This is a genomic window from Lysobacter helvus, from assembly GCF_018406645.1.
GTDB classification, from domain to species: domain Bacteria; phylum Pseudomonadota; class Gammaproteobacteria; order Xanthomonadales; family Xanthomonadaceae; genus Noviluteimonas; species Noviluteimonas caseinilytica.
The window spans coordinates 2864738-2882576 of sequence record NZ_AP024546.1 but is presented as its reverse complement, the minus strand read 5'-3'; the positions used below and the strand labels follow the sequence as shown (position 1 = coordinate 2882576).

Below are 17839 nucleotides of genomic sequence, written 5' to 3'. Positions count from 1 at the left end.
TGCGCCCGGCGCGGGCGAACGTCTATGCTGCGCGGCCGCCGGTGCCCCGGCGGTCGCCTTCCCCAGACGCAGTCCCGATGACCGACCCGATCGTTTCGCCCGCTGATCCTTCCCTCGCCGACCAGCCGCACGCCATCGTCGAACGCGACGGCGTCCGCTACGCCCTCCTCGGCACCGCGCATGTCTCGAAGGCGAGCGTCGACGCCGTGCACGCGGCGATCGCCGGCGGCACGTACGACACGATCGCGGTGGAACTGGATCCGCAGCGCCTCGCCGCGTTGTCCGATCCCGAAGCGCTCGCGAAGCTCGACCTGGTGAAGGTGCTGCGCGAAGGCAAGACCGCGCTGTTCGCCGCCAACCTCGGCCTCGCTGCGTACCAGCGGCGCCTCGCCGAACAACTCGGCATCGAACCGGGCGCCGAACTCAAGGCCGCGGTGAACGATGCGAAGGCGCGCGACCTCACCGTGCACCTCATCGACCGCGACGTCGGCCTGACCTTCAAGCGCGCCTCGCAGCGCCTGGGCTGGTGGGGCCGCGCGAAGATCTTCGGTGGCCTGATCACCTCGCTGTTCGGCGACGAGGAAGTCGGCCACGACGAGATCGAAAAGCTCAAGCAAGGCGACATGCTCGAATCGAGCTTCGGTGAATTCGCGAAGGACAGCCCCGCGCTGTACGACACCGTGATCGCCGAACGCGACCGCTACATGGCCGCGCGCCTGCGCGAAAGCGCGACCGCCGCCTCCGGCGCGCGCAACGTGCTGGCGGTGGTCGGCGCCGGACACCTGCAAGGCCTGGCGCGCCACCTGCGCGACGACCAGGTGGCACCGCAATCGATCCGCCACGAACTGGAATCGGTGAAGGAGAAGTCCAGCTTCCCGTGGTTCACCGTGTTCCTGTCGGTGTTCGTGCTCGGCGGGTTCGCGTGGGGCTTCTACCGCGGCGGCTTCGAAGTCGGCGCGGAACTGATGCTCTATTGGGTGCTGATGACCGGCACGCTCGGTGCGATCGGTTGTGCGGCGGCCGGCGGCCATCCGCTCAGCATCCTCGCCGCGTTCATCGCCTCGCCGGTGACGCCGCTGCATCCCGCCTTGGCGTCCGGCACGATCAGCGCGATCGTCGAGGCGTGGGTGCGCAAGCCCACCTACGCCGACTTCATGGCGCTGCGCGACGACGTCGGCAGCGTGCGCGGGTGGTATCGCAACCGCGTGGCACGCGTGCTGCTCAACTTCTTCCTCACCAGCCTGGGCACCGCCATCGGTGTGTGGATGGGCGGTGCCAAGCTGCTGGCGAAACTGCTCGCCTGATCAGTCGACGTGGATGGCGGTGACCGATGCCGCCGGCACCCCGCCCTTGTCGCCACGTGCGCGCTGGATCATGCGCACGGTGCCGTGCCGCAGGTCGTCGAGCATCGCGTAGATGGTGGGCAGGAACATCAGGCTGACCACCGTGGAGAACGCGAGGCCACCGGCGATCGCGCGCGCCATCGGGTAGTACGCCGGGCCATCGCCCGCCATCTGCGTGTTGCCCACCGCGATCGGCACCATCGCCAGGATCGCCGTGCCCATCGTCATCAGGATCGGGCGCAGGCGTTCCTTGCTGCCTTCCACCAATGCGTCCGTGCGTGAGAGCCCTCGCCTGCGCAGGTTGTTGATGTGCTCGACCATCACGATGCCGTTGTTCACCACCACGCCCATCAGTACCAGGATGCCGATGAAGGCCATGATGTTGAACTGGGTGCCGGTGAGCCAGAACAGCCAGAACACGCCGAAGATCGAGAACAGCACGCCGCTCATGATCGCCGAGGGGAACAGCAGCGACTCGAACACCGCGGCCATCACGATGTAGATCATCACCAGCGCGATGCCGAGGTTGAACATCATCTGCTTCACCGCGGCGTCGTCGCTCATGAACTCCGGGCGGTCGAACGAGAAGTTGTAGCCGGCCGGGAAGTTCACCGTCTTCAGCGTGGTCTCGATCGCCTTGCGCGCATCCGGCTGCGTCACCTTGTCGGGCAGGCCCGCGGTGATCGTGAGCGTGGTCTGGCGGTTGGTGCGCTCGATGGTGGACGCGGCCGCGCGCACCTGCACGTTCACCATCGACAGCAGCGGGACGCTGCGGCCGTCGGCGGTGCGCACGGTGAAGCTGGCGAGGTCCTCGGTGCCGTAGTTGTCGGCGCCGGCGAAGCGCACCCACACCGGCACTTCGGTGTCGCCGCGACGGAACTCGCGCAGCGGCGCGCCACGCAAGGCCAGGCCCACGAAGGTCGCCACGTCGTTCGCGCTGAAGCCGAACGCCGCCGCGCGATCGCGGTCCACCGTTACGGTGAGCTCGCTGTTGCGGTCGCCGTTGTCCACGCGCACGTCGCGCAACTGCTTGTTGCGCGCGAGCAGCGGCACGACTTCCTCGGCGATGTCGTTCAGGGTCTGCGTGGAATCGCCGACCAGCATCACCTGGATTTCCTTGCCCTGCTTGTCGCCGCCCGGGCCGCCCTGGTCGCCGATGCCGAGGTTGGCGCGCGCCGACTTCGGCAGGTCCTTGCGCAGCGCTTCGGTGACGCGCGTGATTTCCTTCGCGTCCTTGGTGGACAGCTTGATGTTGGTGCCCGCCCAGCCCTGTTCGCGATAGCGCGAGAACACCTGTTCGATGTGGTAATCCTGGCGATGCGCGTCGAGGAACTTCTCGACCTTCAGGATCTCGTCCGACATCTGCTCCTTCGTGTAGGCGCCCTTCCACTGGTAGTAGATGTCGATCTCGCCGATGTCGTCGCCGCCGAACATGTTCGTCTTGGTCCAGACCATCGGGCCGAGGCTCATCACCACGATCAGCAGGATGCCCAGCACGCTCCAGCCGCGATGCTCGAGCGTCCAGCGCAGCATGCGGGCATAGCGGCGCTGCAGGCGCGAGATCAGGCCCTTCTCGTTGCGCACGGCCGGCGGCGTCTTCATGCGCGCCGACAGCATCGGGATCAGGCTCACGGCCACCAGCCACGAGGCCAGCAGCGAGACGCAGATCGTGATCGCGATCTGGCCCATGTAGATGCTGATCATGTTCTTTTCGCCGAACAGGTTCGGCACGAACACGATGCAGTGGCACAAGGTGCCGGCCGACAGCGCGATGGCGACGTGGCGCGTGCCGATGATCGAGGCGAGCTTGGGATCGCCGCCCAGGCGTTCGCGTTCCTGGTAGATGCTTTCCACCACCACGACCGCGTTGTCCACCAGCATGCCGATCGCCAGCAGCAGGCCCATCATCGTCAGCACGTTGAGCGTGATGCCGACGAAGTACATGAAGCCCAGCGTCATGATGAAGCAGATCGGGATCGCCAGCGTCACCATCATCGTCGACGGCCAGTGGCGCAGGAAGAAGTACAGCACCGCGATCGACAGCAGCAGGCCGATCGCGCCAGCTTCGGCCAGGCTCAACAACGAACCGACGACGCTTTCGCCCGCATCCCACTGGACCAGCAGGTCGACGTCGGGCACGCCGCCGTCCTTCGCGATCTCCGCCAGTTCCGCCTTGACCCCGCGCGAGACGTCGACGAGGTTCGCGTCGCGCTCCTTGTAGACGTCGATGCCCACCGCCGGGCGCCCGTCGAGGCGACGGCCGTACGGCATCTTCTCGGGCTTCAGGCGCACGTCGGCCACGTCGGACAGGCGCACGCCCTTCGCCAGCACGAGGTCGCGCAACTGTTGCAGGTCGGTGAGTTCGCCGATCGGCTGCACGCGCAGGCGCTGCGTGCCGTTGTCGATCTGGCCCGCCGAGACGGAGAAGTTGACCGCGCGCAGGCGCGTGTCGAGGTCGTTAAGCGCCAGGCCGTGCGCGTTGAGGCGGTCCTGGTCGATCGCGATCTCGACTTCGTTCTGCGGCGCGCCTTCCAGTTCCACCTTCGCCACGCCGGGAATGCGTTCGAGCCGGCGCTTGTACACGCGGTCGATGCGGTCGTATTCCTTCGTGAGGTCGAGCGACTTGCTGGTCAGGCGCAGTTCGATCGCCGGCTCGTCGCTCGTCGACCACTTCCACACGAAGTAGCGCTGCAGGTCGTCGGGGAGGTCGGCGCGGATCGCATCGATGCGTTCGCGGGCTTCGGCCGCGGCGATCTCGATGTCGCGATCCCAGTCGGAGAACATCAGGAACACGCTGCCCTGCTCGGACGTCGCGTTGCCCTGCATGCTCTTGACGTCGGTCATCGTCGAAAGCGTTTCTTCCACGGGGCGCAGGATCGTGCGCTCCACTTCCTCCGGCGTGGAGCCCGCGTACGGCAGCTGCACGAACAGGAACGGCGCCGAGACATCGGGCATCGCTTCCAGCGGCAGCCGCACGGCCGCGATCAGGCCCACCACCACCATCGACACGAACAGCATGATCGTGGTGACGGGCCGCTTGATGCTGAGCTCGGCGATGCTCACGTGCCGGCCTCCGGGGTCATCCCGTTCCCGTTGAGCGGATCCTGGTCGTGCTCGATCAGCGTCTTGGCCGCCTTCGCATCGGCGGCCTGGCGGCGCAGCTTCTCGGCGTAGTACTCGTCCGAGCGACGATCCAGCAGGTCGTACACGACCGGGATCACCACCAGCGTCAGCAGCGTCGACACCAGCAGGCCGCCGATCACGGTGATCGCCATCGGCGAGCGCACTTCCGAACCTTCACCGAAGGCGAGCGCCAGCGGCAGGAAGCCGAACAGCGTGCACAGCGTGGTCATCGCGATCGGGCGCAGGCGCGAACGCGCACCGGCCACCAGGGCCTCGCGCTTCGGCACGCCCTCTTCGCGCAACTGGTTGACCTTGTCGATCAGGATGATCGCGTTCTTCACCACCAGGCCCACCAGCAGGATCAGGCCGATGAACACCACCACCGACACCGCCGAACGCGTGACCAGCAGCGCGAGCACCGCACCCACCAGCGCGAGCGGGATGGTGAACAGGATGACGAAGGGATGCAGCAGCGATTCGAACTGCGAGGCCATCACGAGGTAGACGAGGAACACCGCCAGGCCGAAGGCGAACAGCAGCGACTTCACGGAGCTTGCGAGTTCTTCGCCCTGCCCGCCGATGTGCATGCCCACGTCCGCGCCGAGCGGGTGGTCGCGCACCAGCTGGCGCACTTCCTGCACCGCGGCGCCGAGGTCGATGTCGCGCAGGTTGGCCGAGACGATCGCCACGCGCACCTGGTCGGCGCGGTGGATTTCGCTGGGGCCCACGCCCGCCACGACATCGGCGACCGACGACAGGCGCACGGGCGTGGCGCTGTTCGGGTTGACGATGAGGTTGCGGATGTCTTCCACCGAAGCACGGTCCGATGCACGCGCGCGCACCAGCACGTCGATCTTGCGATCGCGGAACGAATAGCGCGTGGCGACTTCGCCGCGCACCTTCTTCACCACGATGTCGGCGATCTGGCGCGTGGTCAGGCCGAGCGCCGCGGCGCGGTCCTGGTCGAAGTGGATCTGGATCTCGGGGAAGCCCTGCTCCACCGTCGACTTCACGTCGGCGTAGTGGTCGTTGGCGCGCAGCATCGCGGCGAGCTTGCGGCCGGCGGCTTCGATCTGCGGCAGGTCGGCGCCCTGCAGTTCGATTTCCAGCGGCGTGGACAGGCTGAAGAGTTCCGGGCGGCTGAAGTCGAGCTGCGCATCCGTGCGGCCCTGCATGCTGCCGCGCAGTTTTTCGGTGAGCTGCGCTTCGAGCTTCTCGCTGCCGCCGTCCTTCATCACCGCGGTGAGCTTGGCGATGTTCTCGCCGCTCTCGGTGGGGCTGGCATCCAGGCGCGTGCCGGTGCCGCTCACGCCGTACAGCGCGGTGAGACCATCGTCCTTGCCGCGTTCGCGCTGGATTTCCTGCACCACCTGGTCGGTGTCGCGCAGCGGCGTTCCGGGCGGCAGCTTCACGGTCATTTCGAAACGATCCTGCGCCAGCTGCGGGATCAGGTCGAAGCCGAGCAGCGGAACGACCGCGGCGGTGGCCAGGAACGCGAGCACCGCGACCGCGAGCACCTTGCGCGGATGCAGCAGCGCTTCGGGCAGCGTGCGCAGGTAGAGCGCTTCGAGGCGATCGTAGATCCCCATCGCGACGCGGCTGAAGGCGCGCATCACCGGACCGACGATGGCCACCAGCAAGCGCCAGCCGCGCACGAAGATCCAGAAGAACGCGAACGACAGCAGGCGGAACAGCAGGCCGAACAGATGGCCGACGAACGCGATGGGACGCTGCCACTTCGACGTGGGCTCCCAGCGCGGATGCGGCGCTTCTTCCTTGAACGCCAGCGGCGCGCGGCCCTTGAGCGAGGACAGCATCGGGATCAGCGTCATCGACACGACGAGCGAGATCGCGATCGCCAGCGCCACGGTCAACGCCTGGTCGCGGAACAGCTGCCCCGCGATGCCTTCGACGAACACCAGCGGCAGGAACACCGCGATCGTCGTCAGCGTGGACGCCACGACCGCCATGCTCACTTCGCGCGTGCCGGCGATGGCCGCCTCGACGATGCCGAGGCCCCGTTCGCGCGCCTTGGCGATGGATTCGAGCACCACGATGGAGTCGTCGACCACCAGGCCCGTCGCCAATGCGAGGCCGCCGAGCGACATCACGTTGAGGCTCAGGTTGAACTGGTCCATGAAGAAGAACGTGGTGACGATCGACACCGGCAGCGACAGGCCGACGACGAACGTGCTCCAGCCATCGCGCAGGAACAGGAAGATGATCAGGATCGCGAGCAGGCCGCCGATGATGGCGTCCTTCTTCACTTCGTGGATCGATTTGCGGATGAACTGCGACTGGTCGTCGACCACCGTCAGTTCGATGTCCGCCGGCATCGTCTTCCTGATGTTCTCGATCTGCGTGGCGATGGCATCGGCGGTGGAGACGGTGTTGGCGTCGCCTTCCTTGTAGATCGCAAGCTCCACGGCTTCATGGCCGCCGAGGCGGATGATCGCTTCGCGCTCCTTGTAGCCCTGGCGCACGTCGGCGATGTCCTTCAGGCGGATCGGACGACCGCCGGCCACCGCGGACCCACCGGACGATGCGCTCTGCACGCCCGACGCCGCGGCCATCGCGGCCGCGTTGCCCGTTGCCGCTGCGACGCGCGCCATTTCCTCGGCCGCGCTCTGCGCGCTGCCGCCGCCGGCGGATTGCGTGGTGACGAGCATTTCGCGGATTTCGTCGACGGTCGCGAACTGGTTGACCGTGCGGACGAGGAACCGCTGCGAGCCTTCTTCCAGGCGACCGCCGGAGATGTTGATGTTCTCCTGCTGCAGGCGCTGGATGACGGTGTCGATCGGCAGGTTCAGCTGCGCGAGCTTCTGCTGGTCGATGTCCACCTGCACTTCGTCTTCCAGGCCGCCGCCCACTTTCACCGCGGCCACGCCTTCGACGGGCTCGAGTTTCTTCTTCAGGTCATCGTCGGCGTAACGGCGCAACGCCGTCAGCGCGGCCTGCGAATCCTGGCCCTTGTTGGCCAGCACCAGGCGCATGATCGGCGCGGTCGAGGGATTGAAGCGCAACAGCACCGGCGGCTTGGCTTCCAGCGGCAGCGCGAGCGACTCCATCTTGTCGCGCACTTCCAGCGAGGCCTTGTCCATGTCGGTGCCCCACGCGAACTCGAGCACGACATCGCTCTGCCCGGTGCGCGAGACGGACTTCAGCTTCCGCACGCCCTTCACCACGCCGACGGCTTCTTCGACCGGCTCGGAGATCAGCGTTTCGATTTCGGTCGGCGCCGCACCGGTGTATTCGGTGCGCACGGTGAGCGTGGGATAGCTGAGGTCGGGGAGCAGGTTGACCTTCAGGTGCATCAGCGCGATGACGCCGAAGATCAGGAACGTCAGCGTCGCCATCATCACCGTGACGCGGCGACGCGTGGAGAATTCGACGACGTTGAGGGAACCGCCTTCAGCGGAATGGCTTGCGGCGGATTTGTCGTTTGCGTGCGTCACGCGCGTCTCCGGTGGCGGCGCGGTTGTCGGGGGAAACTCGTCGGTGCGTCAGCGCGGATCAGCGCGCGGTGGAAGCGGCGGCACTGCCGCCCTCGCCCGCCGCGAGCTTCTTCTGCGGCTGGCCCGCGCCACCGATGATCTGCACGGCGCTGCCTTCGCGCAGCGCGACCTTGCCCGCGGTGACGACCTGGTCGCCCACCTTCAGGCCCTGGCGCACTTCGGCCCACTGGCCGTCGAGGTAACCCAGCTTCACCGGCACGCGCACCGCCTTGCCGGCCTTGACCGCGTACACCGCCGGATCGCCTTCGTCGTCGAGCAGCGCCACGCGCGGCACGACGAGGGCGTCGGTGCGCTGGTCGTAATCGATGCGGATGCGGCCGAACATGCCCGGCTGCAGCGTGCCGCCGCCGGCGAAGGTGCAGATCACGCGGAACGTGCCGCTGCCCGAATCAACAACGGGCGCGATGCGGTCGATCGTGCCTTCGAACTTGTGGCCCGGCAGCGCGTCGACGGCGAGGTCCACCTTCAGGCCGCTGGTCAGCGTGGCGACTTCGCGCTCGGGCACGTTGAGCGTGGCTTCCAGGCGCGAGGTGTCGACGATGCGGAAGATCGGCGTGTTGATCTGCACGAAGTTGCCGTCCTTGATCTTGCGCTCGGCGATCACGCCGGAGATCGGCGCGACGACGTTGGCGTAGGACAGCTCGAGGTTGGCCAGGCGGTTCGCGGCGCGCGCGTTTTCCAGGTCGAAGCGGATCGTGTCGATGTCGTTGGCGCTGATGAGCTTCTGCTGCGCCAGCGTGACCGAACGGGCGTAGTTGGCTTCCAGCTTGCGCATCTGCGCGGCGGTCTGCGCGGCCTGCAACGCGGCGCGCGAGGAATCCAGGCGCACGAGCACCTGGCCGGCATGCACCTGCTGGCCTTCCTCGACCAGCACCTGCAGGGCCACGCCCGAGGTCTTGGCGATCACCTGCGACTCGCCGCGGGCTTCCAGCGGCGCCGTGCCGGTGTAGCTGGCGGCGATCGGGCGCTTGGCGGCGGCCATCACTTCGACCGGAATGGCCTCCGGCCCCTTGTCCTCCTTGCCCTTGGCCATGGCGTCCCCGTCGCCCTTCTTGCAGGCGGCGAGCGCGAGGGCGCAGGCGATCAGGAGGGCACCGGCGCGCAACGGGCGGCCGTGGACGAAGGTATTGACAGGCATGTGGGCAGACCCCTTGGGTGTTGTAGGCAAGTAAATCACTTGGCCGCCGGGTCCACCATGCGCCATAGGTCATGGTGACTTCACGGCGCTTTGCTGATCCACGTCGGACTCATCCGTGGATCGGCGCGAATCGCGAACGGGACGCGCAAGGGATGCAGCGTCCACGCGACCGGTTGCACGCGGGTGACCGCCGGCGACGGCCATGGCATTGTCGCCTGCATTCACGTGCAAGCTATACTTCGCCGCTCGCTCGGTGTGTCGCATCGCGTCCGCCGCGCGCGAAAAAACAATTCCGCTTCGGACAACTTCCAGATGATGCGACCGCTGACGATCGCTGCCAGCCTGTGGCTGGTGCCCATGCTCCTCGCCGCCGCGCAGACCCCTGCCGCGTCGCAGACCACCGCCGCCGCGCCGGCCGCTGCTTCGACGACCGCCGCGCCCGCGGCTGCATCGACCGCCGCCGCCGCACCCGCCGCCGCTGCCGCGCCCACCGGCGACGCCGCGAAGGGTCGCCTGCTCACGTACACGTGCCAGGGCTGCCACGGCGTCACCGGCTACAAGAACGCATACCCGAACTACCACGTGCCGCGCATCGGCGGACAGACCGCGCAGTACCTGTCCAACGCGCTGCACGAATACCGCCAGGGCAAGCGCAAGCACCCGACGATGCAGGCCCAGGCCGAGAGCTTCTCGGAACAGGACATCGCCGACATCGCCGCCTACCTGTCCAGCGTGAAGTGAGCCCCGCCATGACGACCCTCCGCACCACCGCCGCCATCGCGCTGCTCGCCGTTTCGCTCGCCGCGTGCTCCAAGTCCGAAGCGCCCGAAGGCGGCCACGAAGCCGCCGAAGCGAACGAAACCCCGCATTCGTCCTCCGCCGGCCTGCCCGCCGGCCACATCGACGCCGGCAAGACGCTCGCCGCGACGAAGAACAAGGAAACGGGCCAGGCGTGCGTGGATTGCCACGGCGCCGAAGGCAATGCGCCGATCGATCCCACCTACCCGAAGCTCGGCGGCCAGTACGCCGATTACCTCACGCACGCGCTGCTCGCCTATCGCAAGGGCGATCGCGAACACGCGTTGATGAGCAGCCAGGCGAAGGGGCTCACGGACCAGCAGATCGCCGACCTGGGCGCGTACTTCCAGTCCGCCCCGAGCCACCTGAAGGATCTGCACGGCCTGGAGTAATCCGCGCCCACGCATCGCGAAACACGAACGGCCCGCGCAAGCGGGCCGTTTTCGTTGGCGACGATGCGCTTCAGCCCGCAGCGGGCGGACGCACCGTCGTCGCCGGCGGCGCGGGCGCCGGACGCACGCTGCCGTTGTTTTCCTGCAACTGCGGCTTGAACGGAATGTCCGGCGGCGGACGCGCGGTGGCAGGTTGCTCGTTGTGGTTGGGATCGGTGAGCCCGCACGCGCCGCCCACCGCGAGCAACGACACGACGCAGCTGATGCGCTTGCCCGTGCCGGGAATCGGGATCTCGAGCTTCTTGATGCCCTTGCGCACCCATTCCTGCAGCAGCGTTTCGCTCGGGCGCCAGTACTTGTCGAACGCGGTCGGCGTGTAGTCGTACGGCGGGCGCTTGAGCCAGCGGCCGGCCTTGTCGAGATCGATCGCCTGCGCTTCCGGCGTGCCCGGCGCATTGCGTTGCGGCGATGGCGCTTCGCCAAGGTTCGGCGTGCCGTCGGCCTTGAACAGGCCCGGCTTGCCGCCTGCTTGCGCGCCGGGCGTGCCGGGCGCGGCGCCCGGTCGATTGCGCGTGCCGACGCCGAAATCGTCGCCGCGTTGCGGCGTGGGCCATGCGCCAGGTTTCGCGGAAGGCGTGGTGCCGGTGCCCGTTTGCGCCGCAGGACGCGTGCCGCTGCCGGGCGACGGCGGACCGCCACCGGGCGTCGCCGCCGTCGACGTCCCCGTCGGCGAAGCGCTCGCCGCAGGCGCCGTGCCCGATTGCGCGGACGGTTGCGTGCCGCGCGACGGCATCGGCAACGCCTGCACCTGAGCGCGCACGGTGGGCACCTGCAATTCGGGCGTGGTCGTCGGCGCGTTCAAGGCGCGTGCCTGCGACAGGCGCGCTTCTTCTTCCGCGCGCAACGTCGGCGCAACGCGCACCGGTGTCGGTGCGACTTGCTCCACCTGCAACACCTGCTGCTGCGGCACCGCCACGCGCGCGACGCCGGGTGCGGGTTGTTTCAATTCGGGCACGACGATCTGCGGTTCCGGCAACTGCACGTCGCGCGGACGCGTCGGTGCGAGGACGAACGTGGTGTCGGGCACCGTGACTTCGGTGACCTGCAACGGTTGTGCTGCAGGTTGCGGCTCGACCGGCGTGGGTTCCACTTCCGGTTGCGCGGCGACCGGGGCCGGTTCCGTCGGCGGTTCCGTCGTGGGTTGCGCTTCGCTCGGCGGCGGCGTTTGCGTGGTTTCGGCGGGCTTTTCCGCCGCGCTCTGCGCCGCGGGCGCAGCGGGTGCGGGCGACGGTTCGGGCGCGGGGCCTTCCGGTGCACCGCCGCCCGTTTCCTCCGGCGTGCCCTTGCCGATGAATTCGACCTGCACCACCGTCTCGCCCGCGCTGCCTGCCGGCGGCGGCGGAATACGCACCCACGCCAGGATCATCAGCAACACGAGGAACACCGCGTGCAACGCGCCGCTGACGAATGCCGCGAAGAGGCGCTGCCCGCGTTCCTCGCGATGCGGCGGATTCCATTGCTGGCGCAGCAACGTGCGGAATGCCTGCCAGCGCGTGAGCGTCGGCATGCGTTTCGGCGGCGACGCCAGCGGGCGTTGCGCGAATTCCGCGATCACGTCCTGCGGCGGCGCGCCCTTGATCGCGCGCGGGCTCGTCGACATGCCGTCGAGCCACGTCTGCCAGCCCGGCGGCAAGGTGCCCGGCGCCTCCGGGCGGATGGATTTCAGCCGGCGTCGTTGCGCCAGCGCTTCGATGACATCCGCGGCGTTGAACACGCGGGTCGCGACCTGCTTACGCCGCGTCGCGCGGGATGTAGGGCGCGTCGCCGGTCGCGTGGTCGGTGGCGTCGCGCACCGCGGTCACGCCCGGCACCTTCGTCAGGAGCGTCGTTTCGATCCCCTGCTTCAGCGTGACATCGGCCATGCCGCACCCGTGGCAGCCGCCGCCGAAGCGCAGCAGCACGACGCCGTCGCTCGAGACTTCCTGCACCGACACGTGCCCGCGATGCTGCGCGAGCTGCGGATTGATTTCCTGCTCGACGACCCAGCGCACGCGTTCCACCAGCGAGGCATCCTCGGCCGGCACCTCGCCCTTGATCCTCGGCGCGCGGATCTGCAGCTGGCCGCCCGTGGCCTGCTGCGCGTAGTCGATCTCTGCAGCATCGAGGAACGGTGCGCTCGCCGGATCGATCCACAAGGTGAAGCCTTCGCAATCGATGGCCCACTCGTCGCCGGTGAGGTCCGCCGGCTCGGCGAACTCCAGGCGCACGTCGGCGCGGGGCGTGCCGGCATGCACGGCGGAGAGTCGGACGCCCAGGCCCGGCAGGGCTTCGCGTTCGATGAGGCGGCGGAAGTGCGCCTGCGCGGATTCGGAGAGTTGGATCATGCGGGCTATTCTAGACGCGTCCGGACGACCCGCCTTGCCCGCGGGTCCACTCCATGCCCACGCCCGATATGTTCTGGTTCATGCGCTTGCGCATGGGAGCCCTGCCATGACCGACCTGATCGCCCTCGCCGACGCCCATTGCATCGCCCGCAAGGGCAGCGAGCACAAGCTCACCGAAGCGCGGGTGCGCGAACTGCTGCCGCAGGTCCCGGGCTGGGAACTGGCCGAGGACGGCCATGCGCTGGTCAAGACATTCAAGTTCAAGGACTACTACCGCACGATGGCGTTCGTGAACGCGCTGGCCTTCATCGCCAACCGCGAAGACCACCATCCCGACCTCGGCGTGCATTACGACCGCTGCGTCGTGCGCTTCTCCACCCACGACGTGGGCGGCCTGAGCGAGAACGACTTCATCCTGGCCGCCAAGACCGAACGCCTCTCCGGCTGAGCGCGCCTCAGGCCAGCTTGTCGAGCACGTCGATGAGTTCCGGCGCCAGCGGCGCGTTGAGCAGGTAAGGCGCCTTGCCGCCGTCGAGCACGAATTCCAGCGTCGAGGCATGCAGGAACATCCGCTTCAGCCCCACCTGTTCGCGCAGTCGCTTGTTCACCGCTTCGTCGCCGTACTTGTCGTCGCCCGCCACCGGATGGCCGATGTGCTGCGCATGCACGCGGATCTGGTGCGTGCGCCCTGTTTCGATGCGCACCTCGCAGTACGAATGCCCGCCGCGGCGTTCCAGCGCCTTGAAGTGGCTCAGCGAGGCCTTGCCCGCAGGATTGACCTGCACGTGGCGTTCGCCGCCCTGGCGCAGGCCGATGTGCAGCGGCGCATCGACGCTCATCGTTCCGTTGGGCAAGCGGCCGACCAGCAACGCGAGGTAGCGCTTGGCGATGCCGCCTTCCTCGCGCATCAGCGCCTGCAGTTCGGTGAGGGCCGAGCGCTTCTTCGCGATGACCAGCAGGCCGGAGGTGTCGCGGTCGAGGCGATGGACGAGTTCGAGCGACTGGTTGGGCCGCAGGGCGCGCAGGGTTTCGATCGCGCCGAAGCTGATCCCGCTGCCGCCATGGCTGGCCACGCCCGAGGGCTTGTTGATGGCCAGCAGGCGCGCGTCCTCGAACACGATGCTGCCCTCCATCGCCTCGAGCAGGCCCTTGGCGGGCGTGCCCTTCTCGGCCGGTTCGTCCAGGCGCACCGGCGGGATGCGGACCTCGTCGCCGCCTTCGAGGCGCCGGTCGGCCTTCACGCGCCCGCCGTTCACGCGCACCTGGCCCGATCTCACGAGCTTGTAGACCAGCGAACGCGGCGCGCCCTTGAGATAGCCGAGCAGGAAGTTGTCCAGCCGCTGGCCGTCCCGGTCCTCTGCAATCCGGACGGTCCTGGCCTGGGCCGGGGCTCGCCCGGGGGGTTGATCGATGGGGTCCATGCTCGCCTTGATCTGCTACACTCGCCGCGCGAAGTAAGGGTTTGATTTCGCTGGGAGATTGCGCCAATGGATGCCACAACCGGCATCCGCAACGCGCAGGGCCGAAAGCCCGCCTCCCGCGATCCCCGTTCGAAGTGCGCGACCACCGCCCCCGGGGCGGCCATGTTAGCGGCTCGTCGGCAGGCCCGCGCATCGCCCGATGCGTCAGACGTCGGCGCTGAACAACGACCCGTGCGACGCGAAGGCATTCCTGCCGAGCGGCCGCCGGCCCCGCAAATTTTCGGACAGCAACAAGCGCTCCCGCGGCCTGCCGTGGTGTTGAAGCGCTGGAATACGAGAAGCGACACCATGCGCCACACGGGCGCGGGTGGCGCCGCGGTATCCAGAGGCGAACGCCCCGGCGTTCCGCGTGCGACAGCGCGCGAGGAACGCACAATGAAGCGAATGCTCATCAACGCGACGCAGGCGGAAGAACTGCGCGTCGCCACCGTCGACGGCCAGACCCTGTACGACATCGACATCGAACAACCGTCGAAGGAACAGAAGAAATCCAACATCTACAAGGGCCGCATCACGCGCCTTGAGCCCTCCCTGGAAGCCGCCTTCGTCGAATACGGCGGCGAGCGCCACGGGTTCCTGCCCCTGAAGGAAATCTCCCGCGACTATTTCGCGGCCGGCGTCGACCCCAACAAGGCGTCGCTGAAGGAACTCCTGCGCGAAGGCCAGGAGATCGTCGTCCAGGTCGACAAGGAAGAACGCGGCAACAAGGGCGCGGCCCTCACCACGTTCATCTCGCTGGCGGGCCGCTACATGGTCCTGATGCCCAACTCGCCGACCGCCGGCGGCGTCTCGCGCCGCATCGAAGGCGACGACCGCGCCGCCCTCAAGGAGGCGATGGACAAGCTGCAGATCCCCGACGACATGGGCGTGATCATCCGCACCGCCGGCGTGGGCCGCGACGCGGAAGAACTGCAGTGGGACCTGGATTACCTGCTGCAGGTGTGGAAGGCCATCGCCGAAGCCGCCCTCAGCAAGCCCTCGCCGTTCCTGATCTACCAGGAATCGCGCCTGATCATCCGCGCCCTGCGCGACTACATGCGCGCCGACATCGGCGAGATCCTCGTCGATACCGACGAGATGTACGCCGAGGCCCGCGAGTTCGTGCAGCAGGTCATGCCGCACAACCTGCGCAAGCTCAAGCATTACACGGACGACACCCCGCTCTTCAACCGCTTCCAGATCGAATCGCAGATCGAGAACGCGTACGAGCGCACCGTGCGCCTGCCCTCCGGCGGCGCCCTGGTGATCGACCAGACCGAAGCCCTGACCGCGGTGGACGTCAACTCCGCCCGCGCCACCAAGGGCGGCGACATCGAAGAAACCGCGTTCCACACCAACCTGGAAGCCGCGGAAGAAGTCGCGCGCCAGCTGCGCCTGCGCGACCTCGGCGGCCTGGTGGTGATCGACTTCATCGACATGTCGTCGAACAAGCACCAGCGCGAAGTCGAGAACAAGCTGCAGAACGCGCTCAAGTACGACCGCGCCCGCGTGCAGCTGGGCCGCATCTCGCGCTTCGGCCTGCTGGAGATGTCGCGCCAGCGCCTGCGTCCGAGCCTGGGCGAATCCAGCCAGCTGGTGTGCCCGCGTTGCGACGGCCACGGCCGCATGCGCAGCGTCGAATCGCTGTCGCTGTCCATCCTGCGCGTGGCCGAAGAGCACGCGATGAAGGAAAACACCGGGCAGGTCCTGGTGCAGGCGCCGACCGAGATCGCCAACTACCTGCTCAACGAAAAGCGCCGTGCGCTCGGTGAAATCGAGCAGCGCCACGATTCGCCGATCGTCATCGTCGCCGACGACCAGCTAGAAACCCCGCATTACGAAGTCACGCGCATCCGCGAGAACGAGCTCGGCGAAGAAACCAGCAAGCCGAGCTACCAGCGCGGCACGCCGCGCAAGCTCGCCACGCACGCGCTGACCAAGGCCCACCTCAACATCCCGAACCTGCCCGCGGTCACCGCGGTGAAGCCGGCGCAGCCGGCACCGGTGCGCGACGAAGTCCGCGACGAACCCAAGCCCGCCCCGATGCCGGTGGCGGTGGCCGCCCCCGTCGCCGCGCCCGCGGTCGGTGGCGTGGTCGGGTTCTTCAAGCGCCTGTTCGGTGCGCCCGCGCCGGTCGCCACGCCGGCGCCCGCGCCGCGTGCGACGGAAGAACAGCGTCGTCGCGAACGCGATGGTCGCCGCGACGGTCGTGGTCGTCCGCAGCAGGGCCGTGACGGCCAGGGCCGTCGCGACGAGCAGCGCCGCGATCGCAAGGACCAGCCGCAGCAGCAGAAGGGCCCGCGCAACGAAGGCCAGCAACAGAAGCAGCAGCAGGGCCAGCAGCAGGGTCAGCAACAAAAACAGGCCCAGCCGCAGCAACAGCATCAGAAGAAGCCGCGCGACCAGCAGCAGCCGCGTGGCGAACAGCAGCCGCGCGAACAGCAGGCCCAGCAGGCGCGCGAGCAGCAGCCTCGCGACCAGCAGCGCCAGGAACAGAAGCAGCGCCAGCCGCGCCAGGAACCGGTCGTCGATCCCGCGCTCGCCAATGCGCAGGTCGTGCAGCCCGGCGTCGTCGCCGCCAACGCGATGACGGATGCCACGCTCGCATCGGCCACGCTCGCCGCCGACCAGGCCGCCGATGCCACGCTCGCGACCTCCGTCGTCACCAACGATGCCGCACCGTCCACGGACGTCGCCGAAGGCGGCGAAGGCGGCGCACGCCGTCGTCGCGGCCGTCGCGGTGGCCGTCGTCGTCGTCGCGGCCAGGGCGGCGCGGAAGGCGAAGCCACGCAGGATGGCATGGCGCACGAGCACGACCAGGACCACGATGACGTCGAAAGCGGCGACGTCGCGGCCAACACGCGCGCGCAGCCGGAATTCGATTTCGACGACGAAGCGCCGGCCGCACCGATCGCATCGGCACCGGTCGCGTCGGCACGGGCCGCAACGCCCGCACCGATCGCCACGCCGGCACCGATCGCCGCCTCCGCGCCGACCGCGCCTCCGGTCGCAACGCCTGCGCCGGTCGCCACGCCTGCCCCGTACGTCGCACCGGCCTCGCCCGCCGACCCCGCCGCGGCGCCCGCACGCGATGCCGTCGCCACGCCGGACGCCTTCGCGTCCGCGCCGATCGAAGTCGAACCCGCGCGCACCGATACGGACACCAGCCGCCACACGCTGGCGACCGAATCGCTCGCGAGCGCGATCGAGAACGCACCGGGCGACTGGAACGACGCGCCCTACGCCGACGTCGCCACGCCCGCGCAGGCCATCGACGAAGTGAATTCGCCGGAGCCGATCGAACCGGCATCGACGTCGCGCGACATCGCCGCCACGCAGCCGCCGGCGTTCCAGGAGCCCGCATTCGAAGAACCGGCCGCCACGCCGTCGAATGCCGCCGCGTATGCACCGTCGTTCTCGCAGGCAGACCCGCAGCCCGCGCAGGCCGAAGACGTCGCGTCGTTGTTCGGCGCCGCGTCGCCGTCGCAGCCCTCGCCCGGCCTGTTCGATGCCATGCCGAGCGAAGACCCCGCCCAGGCCGCGGCGGATGCGATCGCCGACGAACCCGCGGTCGACGACACGCACGCGCGCGTCGCCGAGGCCTTCGAACCCGAAGCCACGCCGCCGCACCCGCAGCCGCCGCACGAAGACGCGCCGCGCAACGTGTGATGCAGGTGTAACGTCCC

At 68.5% G+C, this 17839-nt stretch carries 11 protein-coding genes; 5 read left to right on the top strand and 6 right to left on the bottom strand.

The window, feature by feature from the left end; genetic code table 11:
• Positions 1–77: 77 nt before the first annotated feature.
• Positions 78–1304, top strand: a complete 1227-nt coding sequence (locus LYSHEL_RS14095) for a TraB/GumN family protein (RefSeq protein ID WP_213434683.1) — start codon at positions 78–80, stop codon at positions 1302–1304.
• Here LYSHEL_RS14095 and LYSHEL_RS14090 read toward each other — a convergent pair whose 3' ends face one another.
• Genes LYSHEL_RS14090 through LYSHEL_RS14080 form a run of 3 tightly spaced genes read right to left on the bottom strand, consistent with a single transcriptional unit; the run spans position 1305 to position 9119 of the window.
• Positions 1305–4406, bottom strand: a complete 3102-nt coding sequence (locus tag LYSHEL_RS14090) for an efflux RND transporter permease subunit (RefSeq protein WP_213434682.1) — start codon at positions 4404–4406, stop codon at positions 1305–1307. It abuts the gene before it with no gap.
• On the bottom strand, positions 4403–7921 hold the full coding sequence (locus LYSHEL_RS14085) for an efflux RND transporter permease subunit (protein ID WP_244858552.1): 3519 nt from the start codon (positions 7919–7921) through the stop codon (positions 4403–4405). The genes LYSHEL_RS14090 and LYSHEL_RS14085 overlap by 4 nt, the downstream gene beginning before the upstream one ends.
• 58 nt (positions 7922–7979) lie before the next feature.
• Positions 7980–9119, bottom strand: a complete 1140-nt coding sequence (locus LYSHEL_RS14080; RefSeq protein ID WP_213434681.1) for an efflux RND transporter periplasmic adaptor subunit — start codon at positions 9117–9119, stop codon at positions 7980–7982.
• Positions 9120–9434: 315 nt separating this feature from the next.
• Here LYSHEL_RS14080 and LYSHEL_RS14075 point away from each other — a divergent pair, with 315 nt between their 5' ends.
• Both LYSHEL_RS14075 and LYSHEL_RS14070 read left to right on the top strand, forming a co-directional pair.
• Positions 9435–9860 (top strand): c-type cytochrome, encoded by a 426-nt coding sequence (locus tag LYSHEL_RS14075; protein ID WP_213437840.1) that lies wholly within the window; start codon positions 9435–9437, stop codon positions 9858–9860.
• An 8-nt stretch (positions 9861–9868) separates the two neighbouring features.
• Complete coding sequence (locus tag LYSHEL_RS14070) at positions 9869–10309, top strand: c-type cytochrome (protein ID WP_213434680.1); 441 nt, start codon at positions 9869–9871, stop codon at positions 10307–10309.
• Positions 10310–10379: 70 nt separating this feature from the next.
• Here the strand turns inward: LYSHEL_RS14070 and LYSHEL_RS14065 are convergent, their stop codons facing one another.
• Complete coding sequence (locus LYSHEL_RS14065) at positions 10380–12083, bottom strand: hypothetical protein (RefSeq protein WP_213434679.1); 1704 nt, start codon at positions 12081–12083, stop codon at positions 10380–10382.
• 16 nt (positions 12084–12099) lie between these two features.
• Positions 12100–12693: a NifU family protein gene (locus LYSHEL_RS14060; RefSeq protein ID WP_213434678.1), complete on the bottom strand. Its 594-nt coding sequence runs from the start codon at positions 12691–12693 to the stop codon at positions 12100–12102.
• A gap of 106 nt (positions 12694–12799) precedes the next feature.
• Here LYSHEL_RS14060 and LYSHEL_RS14055 point away from each other — a divergent pair, with 106 nt between their 5' ends.
• Positions 12800–13141 carry a 4a-hydroxytetrahydrobiopterin dehydratase gene (locus LYSHEL_RS14055; protein ID WP_213434677.1) on the top strand — a complete coding sequence of 114 codons (342 nt, stop codon included), beginning with the start codon at positions 12800–12802 and terminating at the stop codon, positions 13139–13141.
• A gap of 7 nt (positions 13142–13148) precedes the next feature.
• Here the strand turns inward: LYSHEL_RS14055 and LYSHEL_RS14050 are convergent, their stop codons facing one another.
• Positions 13149–14114: an RluA family pseudouridine synthase gene (locus tag LYSHEL_RS14050; RefSeq protein ID WP_213434676.1), complete on the bottom strand. Its 966-nt coding sequence runs from the start codon at positions 14112–14114 to the stop codon at positions 13149–13151.
• A 435-nt stretch (positions 14115–14549) separates the two neighbouring features.
• Here LYSHEL_RS14050 and rne point away from each other — a divergent pair, with 435 nt between their 5' ends.
• On the top strand, positions 14550–17822 hold the full coding sequence (gene rne / locus LYSHEL_RS14045) for a ribonuclease E (protein ID WP_213434675.1): 3273 nt from the start codon (positions 14550–14552) through the stop codon (positions 17820–17822).
• Positions 17823–17839: the final 17 nt, after the last annotated feature.

Coding starts and splice junctions, on each gene's coding strand:
- LYSHEL_RS14095 (WP_213434683.1), top strand. CDS start 78: ATGACCGACCCGATCGTTTCGCCCGCTGATCCTTCCCTCGCCGACCAG.
- LYSHEL_RS14080 (WP_213434681.1), bottom strand. CDS start 9,119: ATGCCTGTCAATACCTTCGTCCACGGCCGCCCGTTGCGCGCCGGTGCC.
- LYSHEL_RS14075 (WP_213437840.1), top strand. CDS start 9,435: ATGCGACCGCTGACGATCGCTGCCAGCCTGTGGCTGGTGCCCATGCTC.
- LYSHEL_RS14070 (WP_213434680.1), top strand. CDS start 9,869: ATGACGACCCTCCGCACCACCGCCGCCATCGCGCTGCTCGCCGTTTCG.
- LYSHEL_RS14060 (WP_213434678.1), bottom strand. CDS start 12,693: ATGATCCAACTCTCCGAATCCGCGCAGGCGCACTTCCGCCGCCTCATC.
- LYSHEL_RS14055 (WP_213434677.1), top strand. CDS start 12,800: ATGACCGACCTGATCGCCCTCGCCGACGCCCATTGCATCGCCCGCAAG.
- LYSHEL_RS14050 (WP_213434676.1), bottom strand. CDS start 14,114: ATGGACCCCATCGATCAACCCCCCGGGCGAGCCCCGGCCCAGGCCAGG.
- rne (WP_213434675.1), top strand. CDS start 14,550: ATGAAGCGAATGCTCATCAACGCGACGCAGGCGGAAGAACTGCGCGTC.